This is a genomic window from Ignisphaera cupida (genome assembly GCF_030186535.1).
Taxonomy (GTDB): domain Archaea; phylum Thermoproteota; class Thermoprotei_A; order Sulfolobales; family Ignisphaeraceae; genus Ignisphaera; species Ignisphaera cupida.
Genome location: NZ_JASNVW010000001.1, coordinates 537869 through 554788 on the forward strand (window position 1 = coordinate 537869; position 16920 = coordinate 554788).

The 16920-nt window shown below is 33.7% G+C and carries 24 protein-coding genes and 1 tRNA gene; 5 read left to right on the forward strand and 20 right to left on the reverse strand.

Annotated features, from left to right (window positions below):
- Positions 1-58: 58 nt before the first annotated feature.
- Positions 59-979 carry a PLP-dependent cysteine synthase family protein gene (locus QPL79_RS02995; protein ID WP_285273295.1) on the forward strand — a complete coding sequence of 307 codons (921 nt, stop codon included), beginning with the start codon at positions 59-61 and terminating at the stop codon, positions 977-979.
- Here the strand turns inward: QPL79_RS02995 and QPL79_RS03000 are convergent.
- The 9 genes from QPL79_RS03000 to spt4 form a co-directional block, all read right to left on the reverse strand.
- Positions 963-1211, reverse strand: a complete 249-nt coding sequence (locus QPL79_RS03000) for a KEOPS complex subunit Pcc1 (RefSeq protein ID WP_285273296.1) — start codon at positions 1209-1211, stop codon at positions 963-965. The genes QPL79_RS02995 and QPL79_RS03000 overlap by 17 nt on opposite strands.
- Positions 1208-2365: a hypothetical protein gene (locus tag QPL79_RS03005; RefSeq protein ID WP_285273297.1), complete on the reverse strand. Its 1158-nt coding sequence runs from the start codon at positions 2363-2365 to the stop codon at positions 1208-1210. Before QPL79_RS03005 ends, QPL79_RS03000 begins: the two co-directional genes overlap by 4 nt.
- Before the next feature lie 221 nt (positions 2366-2586).
- A complete protein-coding gene (locus QPL79_RS03010) occupies positions 2587-3102 on the reverse strand; it encodes a 30S ribosomal protein S15 (RefSeq protein WP_285273298.1) in 516 nt (171 codons plus the stop codon).
- A 151-nt stretch (positions 3103-3253) separates the two neighbouring features.
- Entirely contained in the window at positions 3254-3844 is a 591-nt protein-coding gene (locus QPL79_RS03015) for an XTP/dITP diphosphatase (RefSeq protein WP_285273299.1), read from the reverse strand.
- A gap of 169 nt (positions 3845-4013) precedes the next feature.
- Positions 4014-4772, reverse strand: coding sequence for a Kae1-associated kinase Bud32 (locus QPL79_RS03020; protein ID WP_285273300.1), 759 nt, complete (start codon positions 4770-4772; stop codon positions 4014-4016).
- The gene (gene kae1, locus QPL79_RS03025; protein WP_285273301.1) at positions 4763-5764 is read right to left on the reverse strand and encodes a KEOPS complex N(6)-L-threonylcarbamoyladenine synthase Kae1; all 1002 of its coding nucleotides are present in this window, start codon (positions 5762-5764) and stop codon (positions 4763-4765) included. Before kae1 ends, QPL79_RS03020 begins: the two co-directional genes overlap by 10 nt.
- Complete coding sequence (locus QPL79_RS03030; RefSeq protein ID WP_285273302.1) at positions 5761-5949, reverse strand: 30S ribosomal protein S27ae; 189 nt, start codon at positions 5947-5949, stop codon at positions 5761-5763. Before QPL79_RS03030 ends, kae1 begins: the two co-directional genes overlap by 4 nt.
- Before the next feature lie 21 nt (positions 5950-5970).
- Positions 5971-6312: a 30S ribosomal protein S24e gene (locus QPL79_RS03035; protein ID WP_285273303.1), complete on the reverse strand. Its 342-nt coding sequence runs from the start codon at positions 6310-6312 to the stop codon at positions 5971-5973.
- 11 nt (positions 6313-6323) lie between these two features.
- The gene (gene spt4 / locus QPL79_RS03040) at positions 6324-6536 is read right to left on the reverse strand and encodes a transcription elongation factor subunit Spt4 (RefSeq protein WP_285273304.1); all 213 of its coding nucleotides are present in this window, start codon (positions 6534-6536) and stop codon (positions 6324-6326) included.
- Between the two features lie 89 nt (positions 6537-6625).
- Here spt4 and QPL79_RS03045 point away from each other — a divergent pair, with 89 nt between their 5' ends.
- Positions 6626-7399 (forward strand): hypothetical protein, encoded by a 774-nt coding sequence (locus tag QPL79_RS03045; protein WP_285273305.1) that lies wholly within the window; start codon positions 6626-6628, stop codon positions 7397-7399.
- Between the two features lie 33 nt (positions 7400-7432).
- Here the strand turns inward: QPL79_RS03045 and QPL79_RS03050 are convergent, their stop codons facing one another.
- Together QPL79_RS03050 and QPL79_RS03055 are read right to left on the reverse strand one after the other, a co-directional pair.
- The gene (locus tag QPL79_RS03050) at positions 7433-7735 is read right to left on the reverse strand and encodes a PqqD family protein (RefSeq protein ID WP_285273306.1); all 303 of its coding nucleotides are present in this window, start codon (positions 7733-7735) and stop codon (positions 7433-7435) included.
- A gap of 6 nt (positions 7736-7741) precedes the next feature.
- On the reverse strand, positions 7742-8176 hold the full coding sequence (locus QPL79_RS03055; RefSeq protein WP_285273307.1) for a single stranded DNA-binding domain-containing protein: 435 nt from the start codon (positions 8174-8176) through the stop codon (positions 7742-7744).
- 122 nt (positions 8177-8298) lie between these two features.
- Between QPL79_RS03055 and QPL79_RS03060 the strand changes: the two genes are divergently transcribed.
- Together QPL79_RS03060 and QPL79_RS03065 are read left to right on the forward strand one after the other, a co-directional pair.
- Positions 8299-8517, forward strand: coding sequence for a DUF2283 domain-containing protein (locus tag QPL79_RS03060; RefSeq protein ID WP_285273308.1), 219 nt, complete (start codon positions 8299-8301; stop codon positions 8515-8517).
- A gap of 271 nt (positions 8518-8788) precedes the next feature.
- Complete coding sequence (locus QPL79_RS03065) at positions 8789-9829, forward strand: phosphate signaling complex PhoU family protein (protein WP_285273309.1); 1041 nt, start codon at positions 8789-8791, stop codon at positions 9827-9829.
- A 2-nt stretch (positions 9830-9831) separates the two neighbouring features.
- Here QPL79_RS03065 and QPL79_RS03070 read toward each other — a convergent pair whose 3' ends face one another.
- Entirely contained in the window at positions 9832-10485 is a 654-nt protein-coding gene (locus tag QPL79_RS03070) for an ASCH domain-containing protein (protein ID WP_285273310.1), read from the reverse strand.
- 29 nt (positions 10486-10514) lie between these two features.
- On the opposite strand from QPL79_RS03070, the gene QPL79_RS09265 reads away from it, so the two are divergent.
- On the forward strand, positions 10515-11210 hold the full coding sequence (locus QPL79_RS09265; protein WP_350309071.1) for a M48 family metalloprotease: 696 nt from the start codon (positions 10515-10517) through the stop codon (positions 11208-11210).
- On the opposite strand, the gene QPL79_RS03075 is transcribed toward QPL79_RS09265, so the two are convergent.
- The 8 genes from QPL79_RS03075 to QPL79_RS03110 form a co-directional block, all read right to left on the reverse strand.
- Positions 11189-11327 (reverse strand) — tRNA-Trp (locus tag QPL79_RS03075). The genes QPL79_RS09265 and QPL79_RS03075 overlap by 22 nt on opposite strands.
- 366 nt (positions 11328-11693) lie before the next feature.
- Positions 11694-12353 (reverse strand): KH domain-containing protein, encoded by a 660-nt coding sequence (locus QPL79_RS03080; protein ID WP_285273311.1) that lies wholly within the window; start codon positions 12351-12353, stop codon positions 11694-11696.
- 82 nt (positions 12354-12435) lie between these two features.
- Positions 12436-13269 (reverse strand): serine protein kinase RIO, encoded by an 834-nt coding sequence (locus tag QPL79_RS03085; RefSeq protein WP_285273312.1) that lies wholly within the window; start codon positions 13267-13269, stop codon positions 12436-12438.
- 95 nt (positions 13270-13364) lie between these two features.
- Positions 13365-13685: a translation initiation factor aIF-1A gene (locus tag QPL79_RS03090; RefSeq protein ID WP_285273408.1), complete on the reverse strand. Its 321-nt coding sequence runs from the start codon at positions 13683-13685 to the stop codon at positions 13365-13367.
- A gap of 61 nt (positions 13686-13746) precedes the next feature.
- Positions 13747-14604: a 60S ribosomal export protein NMD3 gene (locus QPL79_RS03095; protein ID WP_285273313.1), complete on the reverse strand. Its 858-nt coding sequence runs from the start codon at positions 14602-14604 to the stop codon at positions 13747-13749.
- Positions 14601-14912 (reverse strand): DUF424 domain-containing protein, encoded by a 312-nt coding sequence (locus tag QPL79_RS03100; RefSeq protein ID WP_285273314.1) that lies wholly within the window; start codon positions 14910-14912, stop codon positions 14601-14603. The genes QPL79_RS03095 and QPL79_RS03100 overlap by 4 nt, the downstream gene beginning before the upstream one ends.
- 13 nt (positions 14913-14925) lie before the next feature.
- Complete coding sequence (locus tag QPL79_RS03105; RefSeq protein ID WP_285273315.1) at positions 14926-15333, reverse strand: translation initiation factor IF-2 subunit beta; 408 nt, start codon at positions 15331-15333, stop codon at positions 14926-14928.
- A gap of 98 nt (positions 15334-15431) precedes the next feature.
- Positions 15432-16892 (reverse strand): hypothetical protein, encoded by a 1461-nt coding sequence (locus QPL79_RS03110; RefSeq protein ID WP_285273316.1) that lies wholly within the window; start codon positions 16890-16892, stop codon positions 15432-15434.
- Between the last annotated feature and the right edge of the window lie 28 nt (positions 16893-16920).

Genomic DNA, 16920 nt, shown 5'->3' on the forward strand with positions numbered 1-16920 from the left:
CACAAATTTTGTATGATTTGTCAGAAAATATAAATGCTCTTAGCTGAGTGATGTTCAAATGAATATTCTAAGACTTATTGGAAATACACCAATGGTTGAAATTAAGAATGTGAAACTTGATAATAACTGTAAGCTTTTTGCAAAGCTGGAATATTTTAATCCTACAGGTAGTCATAAAGATAGGATAGCTGTTTACATGATAAGAGGGGCTATGAAAAAATATAATCTTAAACCAGGTGATTATATTGTTGAGGCTTCAAGTGGTAATACAGCAATTTCTGTTACTTTTGTTGCTAAGAGACTTGGGTTCAAACCTGTTATTGTAATTCCAAAATCAACGAGTGCTGCGAAAATAAGGATCTTAGAGATGTTAGGTGCAGAAATAGTTTATGGTGATGAGGATCCAAATTCTCCAAACTACTACATAAAAATTGCTGAGAAAATAGCTATGGAGAGAAATGGTGTTTTTCTAAATCAGTATGCAAATCCCGATAATGCTTTAGCACATTATGAAACAACAGCCAGGGAGATATGGGAGCAGATGAAGGGTGAAATAAATGCATTTGTCATGGGTGTTGGCACTGGTGGAACAATAACAGGTGTTGGAAGATATTTAAAGGAGAGAAAGAGAGATATTAAGATAGTTGCCGTTACACCAAAAGGTTCGAAACTTGCTGGTGGTAACGGAGAGGATAGAATAGAGGGACTTTTACATAAGGATGTGCCACAGCTTTTGGATAAATCAATAATTGATTACATAGTTGAAGTTTCATATAGAGAGGCATTAAATATGGCATTGTATCTTGTTAAAGAAGAAGGTATTTTAGCTGGAATATCTTCAGGTGCAAACGTGGTTGGAGCTATAAAAATTTCTAAGGAGTTGCCACAGGGCTCCAAGATAGTTACAGTAATTGCAGATTCAATATTTAGATATATAGAAGAGTTGCGTTATTTTCAAAATACTACTTCATTTCGCTAATAGTCTTCATGGCTATGGATATATGCTCTAAAAGATCGTCTACAGTATTTCTAAATGTCAATATTTTTGTATCTGAGCTTTTAATAACTATTTTCATTGATTCATTCTGGCAAATCATGTCAATGGTTATTGTACTAGGCGCTGTAACATTATCTGGTTCAACTGCTTTTATAATTGATTCGCATATTCTTTTATTCTTTATTGTTATTTCCATGTTCAATTCAATCATCATTTTATTAAATCCCCAACATTTTGTAGATTTGAAAATACAACATAGTTTTTATCTACGTTAAGCTCTTTTTCAATAGGCCACCTAGCTTCAACTAGCTGTATAGGCATAAAATACTCCTTGCCATTAGTAAACACAGTCACATCCTCTGCTAATCCAACTCCTTTTAAAATTCTATACAAAGTGTATAGAGGTGGTAGTGTAGGTTCTGTTGATACATCAACAACACCTATTCTAACACCTTTAACAATGAATCTTTTAATGGCTAAACCCTTAATTAGATTATCTATAAAGCTTTTGAATTGTTTTAAAGTTGAATACATTTTTGATTTTGCATAGTTCAGCAATTTAGGCTCTAAAGCAATGTACAAAGGTGACTCAAGACCTTTATAATCCATGTAAAACGAAAAAGAGTATACAGCTTCATATGGATCCTCAATTTCATCAACATTCTTCACCACAATCTTATTGCCTAAAATAGGTACAGCCATTCTTCCATATCCCGACACCACTCTTTCAATCTCATCAGCAACTCCCTTCACAATGTTTTTATCCTTAGCCATTAAAATCCTATTAACAATTTCTAAACTTGTCTTATCATCAAGTGAAACACCTACAATGTAAGGTTCCAGGGTTTTTGCAAGAGCTTGTGCTACATCTCTTCGTGGATAGCCAAATAACCTAAGGCTTTGCACATACTCCCACACATCTTTTGATAAAGCCTCACTTAAAACTTGCTTATGTATTTCTACAAGGTTTTCATCATATAATGTAGAACGTGTAATCGACAACATTGCAGCTATTGTCAATACCTCAATTGTTTTCGGAACAATCCAATAATTCTTAATATTTTTTAGAAGATGTGCAGATGTTGATTGCAATACTGTTACATCTTTTTCCAGAAAATCATCTATAGAGAAAAATCTTGTGCTAGACAATGGACTTCTCTGCGTTACCCCAACCCCAATTATAATTCCCTCACCAGCTGGTTTAGACACTTCATAAAATGGTGATAAAAATATATCAACATCGTATTCTTTAAAGAATCTGAGGAGAAGAGATGCTGAAAAAACACAATCTATTGTTGGCGCATATAAAATATAAAGTCCTTTGAACTGTTTAGCTAAAGCTATTAATTCTTTGAATTGCCTAGGCACAATAAAACGCCCTTTTCTTTTCACTCTCCTTGTATACAGTTTCTATTTCTTAGTTTTAAAAACCTATTCCATTTTCATATTCTCACTTCATAATTTATTTTTACTTAATAGACAGATCCAAATTCATAACTATTTTGAACTAGAATTCAATAATTGATACATGGGCTAAATAAGCAAATAATGAACTGAAATCAGAACAAGCTATGTAAGGTAAAATGGATTTACTGTGACTGTGATTCTGATGATGTTGCAGTGGAGCTGCTTTGTAATACCCCTCCAAGATATTGAGCAACTAATAGTTTTGCTCTTTCTGGGTCATATTCAAAATCTGGAGGTAATTTACCAACACGCTTATAATATTTTATCAATGCTTTAATTTTAGACTCCGTTTCTATTAACCCCCTCTTACTTGCATAATCCTTTGGCTGCTCAGATAAGTGTCTTCTTAAATTAACAGCTTTTGCCATTAATCTCAGCAAGTCTTCTGGAACCGGCAATGCCACACCATGTTTCTCAAGAATTTTTGTTAATTTCATACCTGTAATACTCTTAACCAAGGGAACACCATATTGATCTCTTAAAATAATTCCAATCATAGATGGGGTGTAACCAATTTTAGCTAACTCAACAACTATAGCTTCAATTTCATCAGGAGTATATCTAACCCATTTCGGAGGTCCAAGTCTAGCAGGTCTAGTTGAATGCGATTCTCCTTTATCTCTTTTTTTCCCTGCCATGCACTATTCACACAGTAAATACATGATCTTCCTAAAGATATGAATTACACACTCTTATAAATTTTTCTATAGAGTTCTTCATCTAATATCAACATTCTAACCTCTTTTCAGTCCTCAATGATAAAACTTTCAATTGTAAAAAGAAGAAATATTAGCTACAAACAGATTTGTTGCTTACACAAAATCTCTGTAACCATAACCCAAGCTCTTTGAATGCTTTACCTCGATGTGAATATCTATTCTTTTCCTCTATACTCATTTCAGCAAATGTTTTTGTAGAACCTACAGGAATGAATATTGGATCATAGCCAAATCCCTTATCCCCTCTTATCTCAAAGGATATAAGCCCTTCTGTAACACCTTTGAATAGGTGAATAACATTATTAGAAAGCGCTAATGCAACTACTGCAACAAATCTTGCTTTTCTAAGCTCAATTTCTTTATAGTCTTCAAGTAGTTTTAGTATACCCTTCAGCCCAATTGTTTTATAAACATAGCTACTGTATGGACCAGGAAATCCATTTAGAACGTTTATAAAAAGTCCAGAATCTTCAACAACAACTGGTTTCTTAATCTCTTGATAAGCATTTTGTGCAGCAATTCTTGCTATCTCATCCAATGACTCATGCTGAATCTCAATCTTCTTAACATTTATGGGTTTAATAACAATTCCAAATTCCTTAAGTATTGCCTCGGCTTCTCTAACTTTATTCATGTTATTAGTTACAAAAAAGATCTCCATAATAATCAAAACCTCATTCATTCAAAGATTGAATCACATTTTAAATTTTAATTCTATTTGAAATTCAAAAGTAGATCACCTCAACTCACAGCACAAACCTTAGTTAATAACATCAGAAATCTTAATACATTCAATTATTACATGTGATTACTTATTGATTAATCTATAATTATGTAACCCACTCACTTCTAAGTTTTCTTTCAGCAATGTACCTACCTCTCAACCTAATATTTTTCACAGTATTAATAATCTTGTTTGCAAAATTTTCATTAACAGCATCTTTATAGCCATTAATAAAACAGTTCTTCATGATGTTCTCAAATTTTTTATGAGCACTTTCAATAGATCTAAAAAATATGTGCACATCTATAGCCTTATCCTCAATTCTTTTAGTGATGACAGCTAAGCCAAAGTCTATAATGTGCACAGCACTATCTTTGGATATAATTACATTACTTGTTGTTAAGTCTCCATGAACAATATCATTTTTATGAAGAAGCCCTGCATAAAATCCTATTGTTTTTGATATTCTACATAAATCTTCATTGTTTATTTTCTCGACAATATCTCTAAAATTCTCCCCATCTATAAATGTCATTATAAGAAAACAATCTTTTAAATCAACAAAAAGAGGTGTTGGAGCCTTAATACCTATTGAAAGCACTTTCCACAGTATTTTAGTTTCAAGCTCTGTTCTATATCTTCTCATCTGAATATCTAGCTCTTTTGGCATGTAGGGTTTTGGAAATCGCCATTTAATAACAGAATCTATGCCCATGAACCTTGCTTTGAATATATATGATTCTGCTCCCATTGACAATAGCTCTATAGAATCAAGAATTTTCATAATCCTAGTTCCATTATTATCAACAATTGCATAACTTTCCTTAAGCATCTTCCTAATTGACTCAGGTAACTCTATCTCCATAAAATGTCAACCTCATCAATTCTCCACCTTTGCTTAACAATAGCAGATTTTAAATCAATTGATAAACCAGCTTTAAATCCAAGCAGACCAGTCCATGCTATCATAACACCATTATCAACAGCATATTGTGGAGGTACAACACCTATAGAAGCATTATATATCTTAGCCATTTCAATGAATTTATCTTTTAGTATTGGACTTGCAGCAACACCTCCAACCAACATTATTTCTTTTTTTCTTGTATGCATTAAGCATCTAGCAGAAACCTCTAAAACACTATTATAAGCAATTTCTCTTAAGGTTAAACATATATCATTTAAGTCAACACCTCTTTTGAGCGCTCTTAACGCTGTTGTTAATAGACCTGAAAATGCTATGTCCTGCCCCTTAACAACATATGGAAAATCAGGCAAGATCTTTTTACCTTCTTCAGCACATCTATCAACAACATGCAAGCCTCCAACAACATAAGGAGGTCCTAGACCAGCTTCTCTTGCAAAAGTATCTAGAAGATTTCCTAGTGCAATATCAAGTGTTTCTCCAAAAACTCTATACCTCTTATCAAGATATGCTATAATAGCTGTATTGCCACCTGATAAATATACTGTAACAGGGTCTTTTAAACCTGTTAGTTTTAAGCCTATTTCGACATGCGCCACAGCATGGTTTACGGGAACTAGGGGCTTATTGAGATAAGCAGAAAGTGTTCTAGCAATTGTTGCGCCAACTCTTAGGCATGGACCTAGCCCAGGGCCTAGCGCTACTGCCACAGCGTCTATGTTCAATGGATTTAGAGATGACTTTGCAAAGGCGTTTTTGAGTATTTGAGGTGCTTTTTCAGCAAGAAATCTTGATGATTCTCTTGGATGTATGCCACCATGTTTTGGAATATACTGAACTCGTTCATCAGCTAAAATAAAATTCTCCTCATTATCTGTTACTACTCCAACACCAAATGTGTGTGCAGACGACTCAATACCAACAACAATCACTTTTTCCTTTCCTCAACAAATATAGTGTAGTTGCACTTTCCACAATGCCATCTAGGCTTACCAGTTCTGTGAAACGCCATTACAGAGCCACATCTTGGGCAAAGCCTATTTTTAAGTTTTATACTTCCTGTTTTATAGTCGTATTCATACAGCTGTGATCTAAATCTCTTTGTTTTTTCAGCCACTTCCTACACCTCATCTAAAACCTAGCTTTCTAATCCAAGTCTTTTGAGTATATACTTTGGCTCGACAAGTCTTATAAAATTCCTATCCAAATATATGTGTACATGAGCTTTAGAACTGCCTCTACCATACTCTGACAAAATTTTTTTCACAATTATCATATCTTCTGCAACACCATAAATAGATGCCAATATCTTCTGCAACTCCTTTCTTGAAGGTGTACCCCTTGTTACATGATCTAAATAAACTTCTAGCTCTATTCTCGACAATAACTTGTTTTCCTCCTCTCTAGTCACTGTTACAGAGAGATCATCGCTAATCTTAATTGTTTTACCGGCATAACCAAGCTTTATACCACTGCTCATAGCTTTTCACCTTAAGCACCAACCTTTATAGCATATCTCCCTGGGGTTTTTATACCTAAAAGTTTTGCTACCATGGATTTATCAGGATCTAAAACAATAACAATACCACTCCACTCAGTTGAAAATTCTTTTGATCCGCAAACTGGACATATCTCGGTTTCTGATGGCACAAGAGCTTTACATTTTATACATGCTTTAAATGCTTTAGATGACATTTTAGACATTTAGCTTCTCACCTTTAATATTTGAAAATCAACGTTAACTAGATATAGTTTGGAAAATTAATGAGTTTTTATGTAAAAAGGTGCTCATATTGAAAATACATGAGAATTGCAAAGTTATTGCATCTGAAAATGGTTTAGGAGAGAATTTTGTGAATTATTTTAGGCAACTGATTAAAATAGCTCATGAAACACCTGTTTACATAGCTATAGAGCCAGCTACAATAACTATACTAATTGAAAATGTTAAATACAGCTTAGCTATTGCACCAGGTTCTGCCATAATATGCGATAACGTTGTTGAAACATCTTTTCAATATGTTTATAAAGTTGCTGAAATTACTTGGATTGATACAAAAATTCTAGTACCATATGCAAAAAATTTTGTGTGTAGTCACAGAGTAAAGCAGCTTGACCTTGAAATAGATCTTAATGAAGAATTAGGTATACCACATATATGTATCGATGATGAATTTTCTTCTGAAAGTTTTATTGAATTAATTCGTGGAGGAGTTGCTGAATTTAAAAGGTATAACAATGTTTATGAGGGGCGCATAGAAATATCTGTTAAAAGTACACCTTTCTTCTATTTCGTTAAGGGGTTTGGTATTAAGTTAAGATATGAAAATGTAAATGCAAAGTATTTTGCATTCAACATTGATTCAAAATATGTAGCATATCTAGACGATTTAATTAAACTAGGTAATAATGATGTTATTTTGCATAGTTTTGGCGAAGGTTACATAGTCTCCTTTTATGAGATTAGCAATGTTGAGAATATGCTATATGCTCTTGCCTTGTTCTCTGCATATTTAAGAAATATTGATGACCCAAGAGCTAGAGCTTATCGAAGTAGGTTTATTTAAAAAATATTTTCATTTATTTTTAACGTGTTAATATCACGAGACTTTTTCAAGAAGATTTACCTCCACAAGCTTATCTATTATATCTGTAACGGCATTATACAGCGTTGCTATATCTACTTCTTCTTGAATAGCCTCAGCAAGACTTTCAACAATTTTTCCAACTGTTGTTTCTCCATCACACATATTCCATACATAGTAAACTGCTGGTGCTAATGCATATGCTTTTTCCTCATCTACCGCAACAATGAAATCTCCTCTGTCAATTCCTATCTCAGTTCCTTTCTTCCTATATACTTCATTCCATCTTGGATGCTGCTCAGCTGGTTGATCTTGCATCATATTTCACCTTCTTCCACCAAATCTACCTCTTCCTCTAGAGCCTCTACCAAATCTGGATCTTCCCAAAGGTTTGCCACCTTCAGCTTTAGGCATTTCCTCTGGTATTGAATCTGCAGATACAACAGCATCATCACTTAGTTTTGAAAACTCGCTATTCTTTCCAGCATTAAGCTGAACTTCTCCCTTAAATGATGTTACCCAAGCATTTTTAATTTCAATAACATCGCCAACATTGAGCAAAGATGCTTTTTGACCCCATACTACAAGTTTTACTCTTCCAGTATCGTCTCCAACAATATATTCTCCAAGAGTTCTCATACCTGCTTTTGTCTCTATGGTTCTTGTACCAAAACTCTCCAGAACTCTTACATCAATTGTTATTCCTTCCATTCCTGGTTTTAAATCTTTTACCTTTGTTACAGATTCAGGATTTGACATTCAAATCGAGCTCGTATTTGTGGGTTGAAACAGCTTTGCTTACAAAGCTTATAAGTATAGTTGGTTTGATTTGCTGAAAAACTATTTTTCTGTGAATGTTTGCTATATACTTGTGAAAAAACTTGCAGAACAGAGAAATAGACGAATATATGATAAATCTAAAGAGTCTTGAAAAAGCAAAACTTATTTATGATAAAGTTTCGGATTCTATTCATATCATTATAGAGGAGGAGGATGCTGATAAGGCTGTGCTACTTGAAAATAATATTGCCATTAGAATTAAAAATGGAAAAATAATAGAAATAACAATATATGATCTTACAAAAATACTTCAAGACTAGTTTCTAAAAATCAACTCTCTACATACCATAAAATGATCTGCAAGTTCATTGTTCTCTCCATATATTTTATGAATTTGTGAGAAACAATTTTATATGAAAATTCAATTGAATTGCTAACCGGAATCTAAAAATCGATCTTAGTCTAAACAATGTTAAGTTTTTAGCTATACATTTTGTTTAATTAGCTTAAAAATAATTCAAAATACATATTTTGTTGTATAAAAACAGTTTTAAGCTAATTAAACAAAATGTATATACGGTATAGAGATATATGAATACACAAAAAATTGTTGAAACCAGAAAGGTTCAAAGATTTGGAAAATCAACTCTTATGATATCTCTTCCATCTGAATGGGTTAAAATAGTAGATCTTAAACCATCTGATCTTGTGGTTCTAGAGGTTAAAGATGATGGTTCTTTAGTTGTTTTTCCGCAAAAGCTTGCTGAAAAAAGAATTAGAGGAAAGGAAATAAGGATTATTTTATCCAAAAATACTAATGAAGAGCTTGTTCAAAGAGCTTTATATACATCATATATAATAGGCTATGATAGAATAGTTATCGAGTATGAGAATGGTTCAATACCGCCTCATATAATGAGCAGCATAAGAACTATGGTGAGAATGTTAATAGGCGCTGAGATAGTTGCTCAGACCAAGAATTCTATAGTTATTCAGAATTTTGTTGATACAGAAAGATATAGCATTGATGGACTTGTAGAAAGAATGTCATCAACAATAAAGAGCATGCTAGACTATCTCATAACATCTATTAAAACTGGTTTAACAGAACATTTAAAGGAGATTACAGAGCTAGAATTTGAAATGGATAGAGTTCATGCTCTTGCAATTAGATATGTATATGCATTAAACATACAAAATACATCCCATTTCCTAACTGAGTACAGAGTTCTTATAAAAACTTTAGAAGATGTTGGAGATTCTCTAGCTCAAGCAGCTCAGATATTAAATGAAAAAACAGTTTTAATTGAGGTTATTAAAGAAGTTGTTGGTGATAAACTAGAGGAAATGAAACTTCACTTAAGCTATACAATAGATATGATACTGCAAGCAATAACAAATCAAGATCTTGCAATAGCAAGTAGAGCAGCTGATCTCGCAGCCGAAGCAACAAAATTTGTGAGTAGACTTGAAGCCGATGTTATTCCAAAGTACAAGTCATTGGAGGATTATTTGAAGATGAAATCCTTCTTCGAAAAGTTAATGCTTCTCTGCTTTAATTTACAAGCAGCTGCTGAGGTTGCTTTTGATATTGTTATGAGCAAGAAGGAGAATGTAATTAAACTTTCATAACCTTATTTTTTGCTTAACTGCATATACACTTTCTTCCAAAATTCAGAAACTTCAGCTAATCTCTTTAAAGACTTCTCATCAATATTTATTATTCCCTTTATAACAAGTTTTGCCAAGCATCTTCTAAGTGTTTTTCTAACAATCCATCTCTTATTTAGAGAACCAAAAAGCTTAATTGATGCTGTTCTAATGCTTTTACTTCTCATAACTTCTTCAACTACTTTTTTATCAATTTCTGAAAGCTCGTTCAGTATATATCTATGAGCCAGTTTTGCAATGTCAATAGGTTCTAGCCCCAAGTAAATATCATCTGTGTTTATCTCATTAAATCTTTTCACAACTCTAAACCTTATTATGGTCACAACATCGCTGCTAGATATCTTGGTTTTGTATATCTTTTCCAAAGACTCTAAAAGCTCATCAACTGTTTGATACCCATCCCTTTTAGCATCTTCATCAGTAAGTTCGCCAACCTTCTTATACTCAACACTTTCTATAACCGCTTTTGCAATAGGTTTTCCACCACTGTGAATTATTATCTCCTTAGATTTTGGAACAACCTTTCCAAGCCTAATAGTGGTAGTTTTTAAGCCTTTAATTATGAGTTCAGCAAACTCTTTTTTAACCATTATATGACCTCTTAAATATGTTGCCAATCTTTCACCTCAATAAGTGGCTTAATACCATGTCAAAGGCTATAAGCTATTTAGAGTGGTTAAGAAGATTTATCAGATTTAAACTTTGGTGGCTTAAAGCAAAACCATTGAATGATGAAGGAATAGCTAAGTTATCTACTAGCATAGCATTAAAAATAGGTATTAAACCATTCAAATATATTAAAGAAGCTAATGCCCCATTTTATAATGCAGTGGTTTTTGGGTTAAGATGTAGAACAATTATAATAACAAAAGCTCTGCACAACTTGAGTTGGGATTACATAGAGGCTGTTTTACTTCATGAATATGCACATTGCAAGTTAAAGCATAGTATCAAGATCACAATTACTGCAAGCATGTTACTTTCTATACTAACAGGAATAACAATATATGAACTTCAATTCTTATCAACCATAGCAGATGCTATGATATTGATGATGGTTTTTGTATTTGCCTATATATCAATACATATGTTGCTAAAATACATTACAAGAAAATTTGAACTAGAAGCAGATCTCTTTGCAATATCCAATACCTCTAACCCCTGCTCATATCTAAAGCTTCTTGCATTTCTTGGTCAATGGGAGAAAAATAAAGAGGATTTAATATCAAAACTACTTGCAACACACCCATTAGCAAGAACAAGAATCAAAAATATTTTGAAGAAATTCCCATATTTCATGAAATGTTTTGAACAAGATTATGGTGGGCCCGGGGGGATTTGAACCCCCGACCTACGGGTCTCTCCTCAACGCTCCAGCCCCCTCTCATCCCATAGCGGTCAACAGACCCATAGATTTTTAGCTGGAGCCCGCCGCTCTACCTAGCTGAGCTACGGGCCCTCCAAATTTCATCTGAGCTAGTATACATTATTTACTGAACCTTATATACTCTTATGCTTTTTGCTTCATGGTCTCACGTGAATTTATAAATCAATTCTAAATCTTTTTTAAAGATCTTAGTAGTATATTAAGATATGAATGTTTATTACATTAATGTATAGAGATGTTTATGATAGATTAAGCTATGAGCTAGTGTTATCAAGTATATGAGGATAAGCGTTATAGGCTTTGATAAAAATCTTGAAGGTGATAAGGCCAAGGGAGAGAATATGATGACAAATAATATTATGTTGTATGAAACTTTAAAATCAGATCTATGTTTTACATTATTGTACTATTATTCATCTATGATTCATACAATTTACTTTACTTAGGCATATACTCTTTTTCCCACAAACTCACCATTCTAGATCTTCTTATTTGTCTCATAGCTTTATCAACATATTTGTATACTGTTGAATGCTGCCTTCCATCTATGAGCATAAGAATTGCTTCTCGAGCAATGTTTGCACTTTCATAATCTCCTATTACAGCCACATAGTCGTCATATATTGATATTTCTGTTCCTGTCATTTCCTCGAGATTCTTCCTGGCCTTACCATCCTCACCTATTAGCCTACCCTTTACTCTGGTCAAATGATTTTCTGATGGCTTCACATATTGTTTTAAATCTATAACGATGAGTATTTGATCATCTTCAAGAAGTCTAAATGCTCTTTCTGGTGAAAAGCCATAGCCTATAGCTAGTATTATGTCTCTTGCTTTCATTAAATCCAAAACTCTTGTTTGCGGAGTTTGAGGCTCTACTATAACAGTTCCATTGACTTCATCAACAGTTATTTTTGTTTGTGTTTGCTCCATAAGCTTCTTCAGAGTTTCGCCGCCTTTACCTATGAGTGCACCGATTCTTTCTAGAGGAATTTTTATGTAGAGTCTCGTAACACCTGGTATAAGATAGCCTTGAGCAACACCAATTTTTGGAACCTCATTATTTTTCCTTAAACTCTTCTCATCTTCTAGATTCATTTTAAATAACCTGCAAGCACAATATAAATGTAATTGTTAGCTGTTATATATGTTATATAGTTTTGTAAGCTCCATTTCAGCTTTACTCCTCCAACATCTTTTCCAATTCATTAACTTTTTTAGACACTATATAATCAAATAGTTTGTCAGCTGAGTATTGCTCTAAACCAATTTCATCTCTGAAGAACTTCACAATATTCATTACATCTCTATATAAAAACACATGAGCATTTGGATGAGACAAAGACACTGCTTGACTAACATCTATTATATAAACATTATCATTATGTATCATAACATTATATTCACTTAAATCCCCATGCACAAGACCTGCAAACCAATACATTTTATAGATGTTTTTTATTATGATGCCAAAAATTTTTTGAGCCATCTCATAATCTATTTTCCCCATCTCAACAACCTCCTTCAGAAGTGGCGCTCTTACACCTTCAGAACCTATAAACTCCATGACAAGCACATTTCTATATACGCAAAATGGTTTTGGAACAGAAACACCTGCTTCATACATTTTCCTTAAATTAGAAAACTCCTTCTTTGCCCATACAGACATGAGTTTATGTGAAGGGAGGGATGTTATCCATTCATATCTTGGATCGCCTTTTATATACTTCCAAATGCTTTTCCTAAATTCTGCAGACGATGTTAAATATATCTTCACTGCAAGATCACCACCATTTCTGTTCTTTGCCCAATAAATCCTGGCCTCTTTACCTGCAGCCACAACTCCTTTTAGTTCAGCTAAACAACCTCTATTCTTTAATTCAATAATAGCTAGAATAGTAGGTTTATCAAACACTTCTTCAACAGTTTCAAGCAAATCACTATCTTTATGTCGACGCTCTCTAGATCTTTTTCCAATTTCTATATCAACTCTCTTTTCAATGTCTTCACTCATATCACATTATCCTCAACTATATTAATTATTTTAATATAATTGAAAGCTTCGCTTAACAAACAAGAAATTAAACAATTTCTTTACATGTTTTCTTATTAGACTGCCCCCTCCACAAATTCTTTACTCAATAAACCCATTGATATCAATCTTCTAACTTCATCTTTACTATATTTGTAGATAATGTCACCCTTGTTTTGCTGAAAATCCCATGGCTGAACAAGAACAACATCACCTCCAGAAAACCAAACTCTTCTTCTATATTTTCCAGGTATTCTACAAACTCTGGGGACACCATCAACACATCTAACTTTTAAAAAATCTGCTCCTATAATCTCCTCAACAACACATAGAATCTGACCTTGAGTAGGTAATGTAAGATCTCTTGGTGTGCTTTCCACCTTTTTATCTTTTGCTATAGGTTTTCACCACCTTCTGAAATGAACTTAAAAATCTGTAGCTTATAAATCTAAACACTTTTCATTTTCTTGATTTATACTTTGAAAAACTTTTCATTACAAAATCTACATGCACTTCGATCACATCACCATTTTGATTACGTAATTTAAGCCATGCACCATCAAATGATTCTACGGTGTAAGGTGTACCATTAACAACAATGTAGTCTCCTGACTTAAAATTAAGTATTCTGATTGATATGTAAAGCCTAGCCATTTTTTCACCAGTGGAAAGTCTTTTTACATCTCCAAATGATTCAATTATTTTCACTCCAAACCATCTCCTTTTTGCCAAATCCACTATCTTTTTCGCTATTCCAGCATCAGTTAACATTATATCATAGCCTTTTTTAACAGGCTTAATCTCTTTAATAAATTTATTGAACTCTTTCTCTACAAGCTTCACAAACTTCTCTATTTCCTCATCATCATTAACATACCTTATTTGAACCACGGCCTTATGCCCACCACCAGCAATTCTTCTGCAATTTGGACACAATGTGGATTTCCAAAACATTCTAACCTGTATTGCATGCTCTATCTTTATTTCTCTAAGCTTTCCAAACAGCTTAATCGTTGCTATGGAATCTTCAAATGGCTTAAAATCAACTTTTACATCTTCTAGTAAAAAGTCTTGCAATGGTTTTATAGAGTCTATCACATATTCCTCTACAATTTCTGAAAGATCCTCAGAGCTGTTAACATCAATCCATTTACCATGAACATTAACAGCACCACAAGATCGGCAAAACTCTATTTCAATTTTATCAACTTTCTCAACAACTCCCCTAACTTCCACATAACATTTTGGGCAAAGACCATTTACTATAGGTGTAGATGGAGATTCTTCAACACCACATTTAACACAGAACCTTTTCAAGTTTCAAAAACCTCCTTAATTATTTGCAGATGTAGTTGATCGCCAACCTTTAGAGCATAATCTTTAATTACAAGACCTTTTTTATCAAGCTCCTCAACTATTCTCTTACCAGATAAAACAACAATATCTGCATCCATAATCTCTTTCACAACCTCTTCCAAATCAGCTTTCTTACCTTCATAAAACTTTGGTGAAATGTCTAACACTATATTCCCTTCTCTAAACACCTTTCCAACTATTTCCTCATCACATACTGCCACAATTTTCTTTCCAATCCTATGATGAATTTTCATCATAAATAAACTCATGTAACTTAATCACCTAAACAGGTTTCACATATGTTATTGCTCCACAAGCTAAGCATTTAATAAACCACACTTTCCCCTCCCTCACAAGCTCAGTATCGTAACTTCCACATGTTGAGCATCTAACATAGCTTTCCAAAAACCTTGTGTAAAGACCTTGAATAGACTTTGTAGAAACTCTTTTATATATAATCAGACTGTTGTCAGGATTTAGAGAACCAGGCATTGCAAGCTCCTTCAGCAAAAACCTCATAACTATTCTAGGCTCTCTTCTAATCCTCTCACAAACAACATTAAAATTCTTGATAACAGTGTGATCACCAACATAGTCAACTTCAAGCGATGGAATATCATAAGCCCTTGCAACAACTCTCTTAGGCAGCCTCTCATAAACCATGTTCAACAGCTTTTCATAGTCATACAAAATCTTTATTTCATCATCCTGCGAAATACATACTCACCCAAGCAAATATAGTTTTAAGATGTAGAAGCTTATAACAGAACATGATAAAAAAGTTTTTGTTATGGATATGAACCGGATGAGACTTTTTCACTCAATTGAATTACATCTGTAAATCTTAAAACAAAGCTCTGTACTCTTTCAACCCACGCCCGATACCCTGTAAAATGTTGCCATGCAACAGTTTTTGTTTTTACACCAACGAGTATTCCATAGAGGTGGTAACCTGGTATTCCAGTTACATCCTTTGGCTCTCCCTCAACATATGCCACAGAAGTCATGTAGCCATACTTAGCATCTGCATTGTACGATCCCCAGTGCCACCCAACAACATTTATTACACGAGACTTATAGTAACTGCTATAGTAATCATTTCTTGCATATGCCTCATGATAAATACCACCAGACAATATAACAGTACCAGCTTGGAAGCTAATCCCTGGGGGTATTGCACTAATCTCTACACCAACATAAACCTGTCCACCTGTTTGAGCTCCTAGAGGCTCAGAACATGTAATCTCTTGATCTGGATAAAGATTTGTATATGCATTAACCTCTATAACGTTTGGCTCAGGCTTCCACTGCTTCAGCCCCAAAAAGTCTATAAGCATTGGCAAATACCAGTACCTAGGGCTATAAATATTCTCAAGCTGAAACACAACAACTTTCCACAATCTTATTTTGGGATAATTATTTGTATAGAAGTTTGTAGCATATGAGAAGTATATTATTGTTTCTCCATATCCTACATCTTCACCACGCCAGTCAATGTCATCTTTGTATTCAAATCTTCCTATCAAGTTGTAGCTATAGAAATATCCATCTGGGCAGACTCCCTGTGCTTTTGCTTTTGGTGGAAACTCATTGATTATTTCCATCAAAACATTTTCAGCTTTAACAAGTTTTCTTGCCATGTCCTTTGCAATCTCCATTGCAATATCTTTAATGCTTCTTTTGCTTGTGAACACATGGTAGTTTACTCCTAGAACGCTTGATTTATTGCCTATTCTAAATGTTTCTATGTATAGCGCATATGGTTTTTCACTTAACCCAACAACAGTCTTATTACCAACTCTCTTAATGGGTATCACAGCTATTGGAGGTGTTGTTTCATTGAACAACATTTCTATTGGATCAACAATGTTTTTTGATATGAAAACAGCTTTTACCTCCCTAGAGAAAGCTGTTTTCACAAGTGTTTTGTTTCTCGATACCTCAAACAGTTTCTCAAAATCAATAATAGTTATATTGCAAAAATCTTTGAACGAATCTACAACAACATTCTTAAATTCAACGCCAATCAACTCATTCACAATAGACGTATTCGCTGTGGAAACACAAATCGTTAGATTCCTAATAAGCTTATTGGCATACTCATTGACAATATCCTCAAATCTCTTGTAAACAATGCTCATAAACTCAGCACTTGAATGCTGTCTGAGGTAGCTGGGGATGATATAAACTATAGCAAGTAGTGCAATAGCAATAACAGCAAATCTTTTAATAGGCAAAGACAATACCATTTTTTCCACACCCCAAGGAGCAACGGTA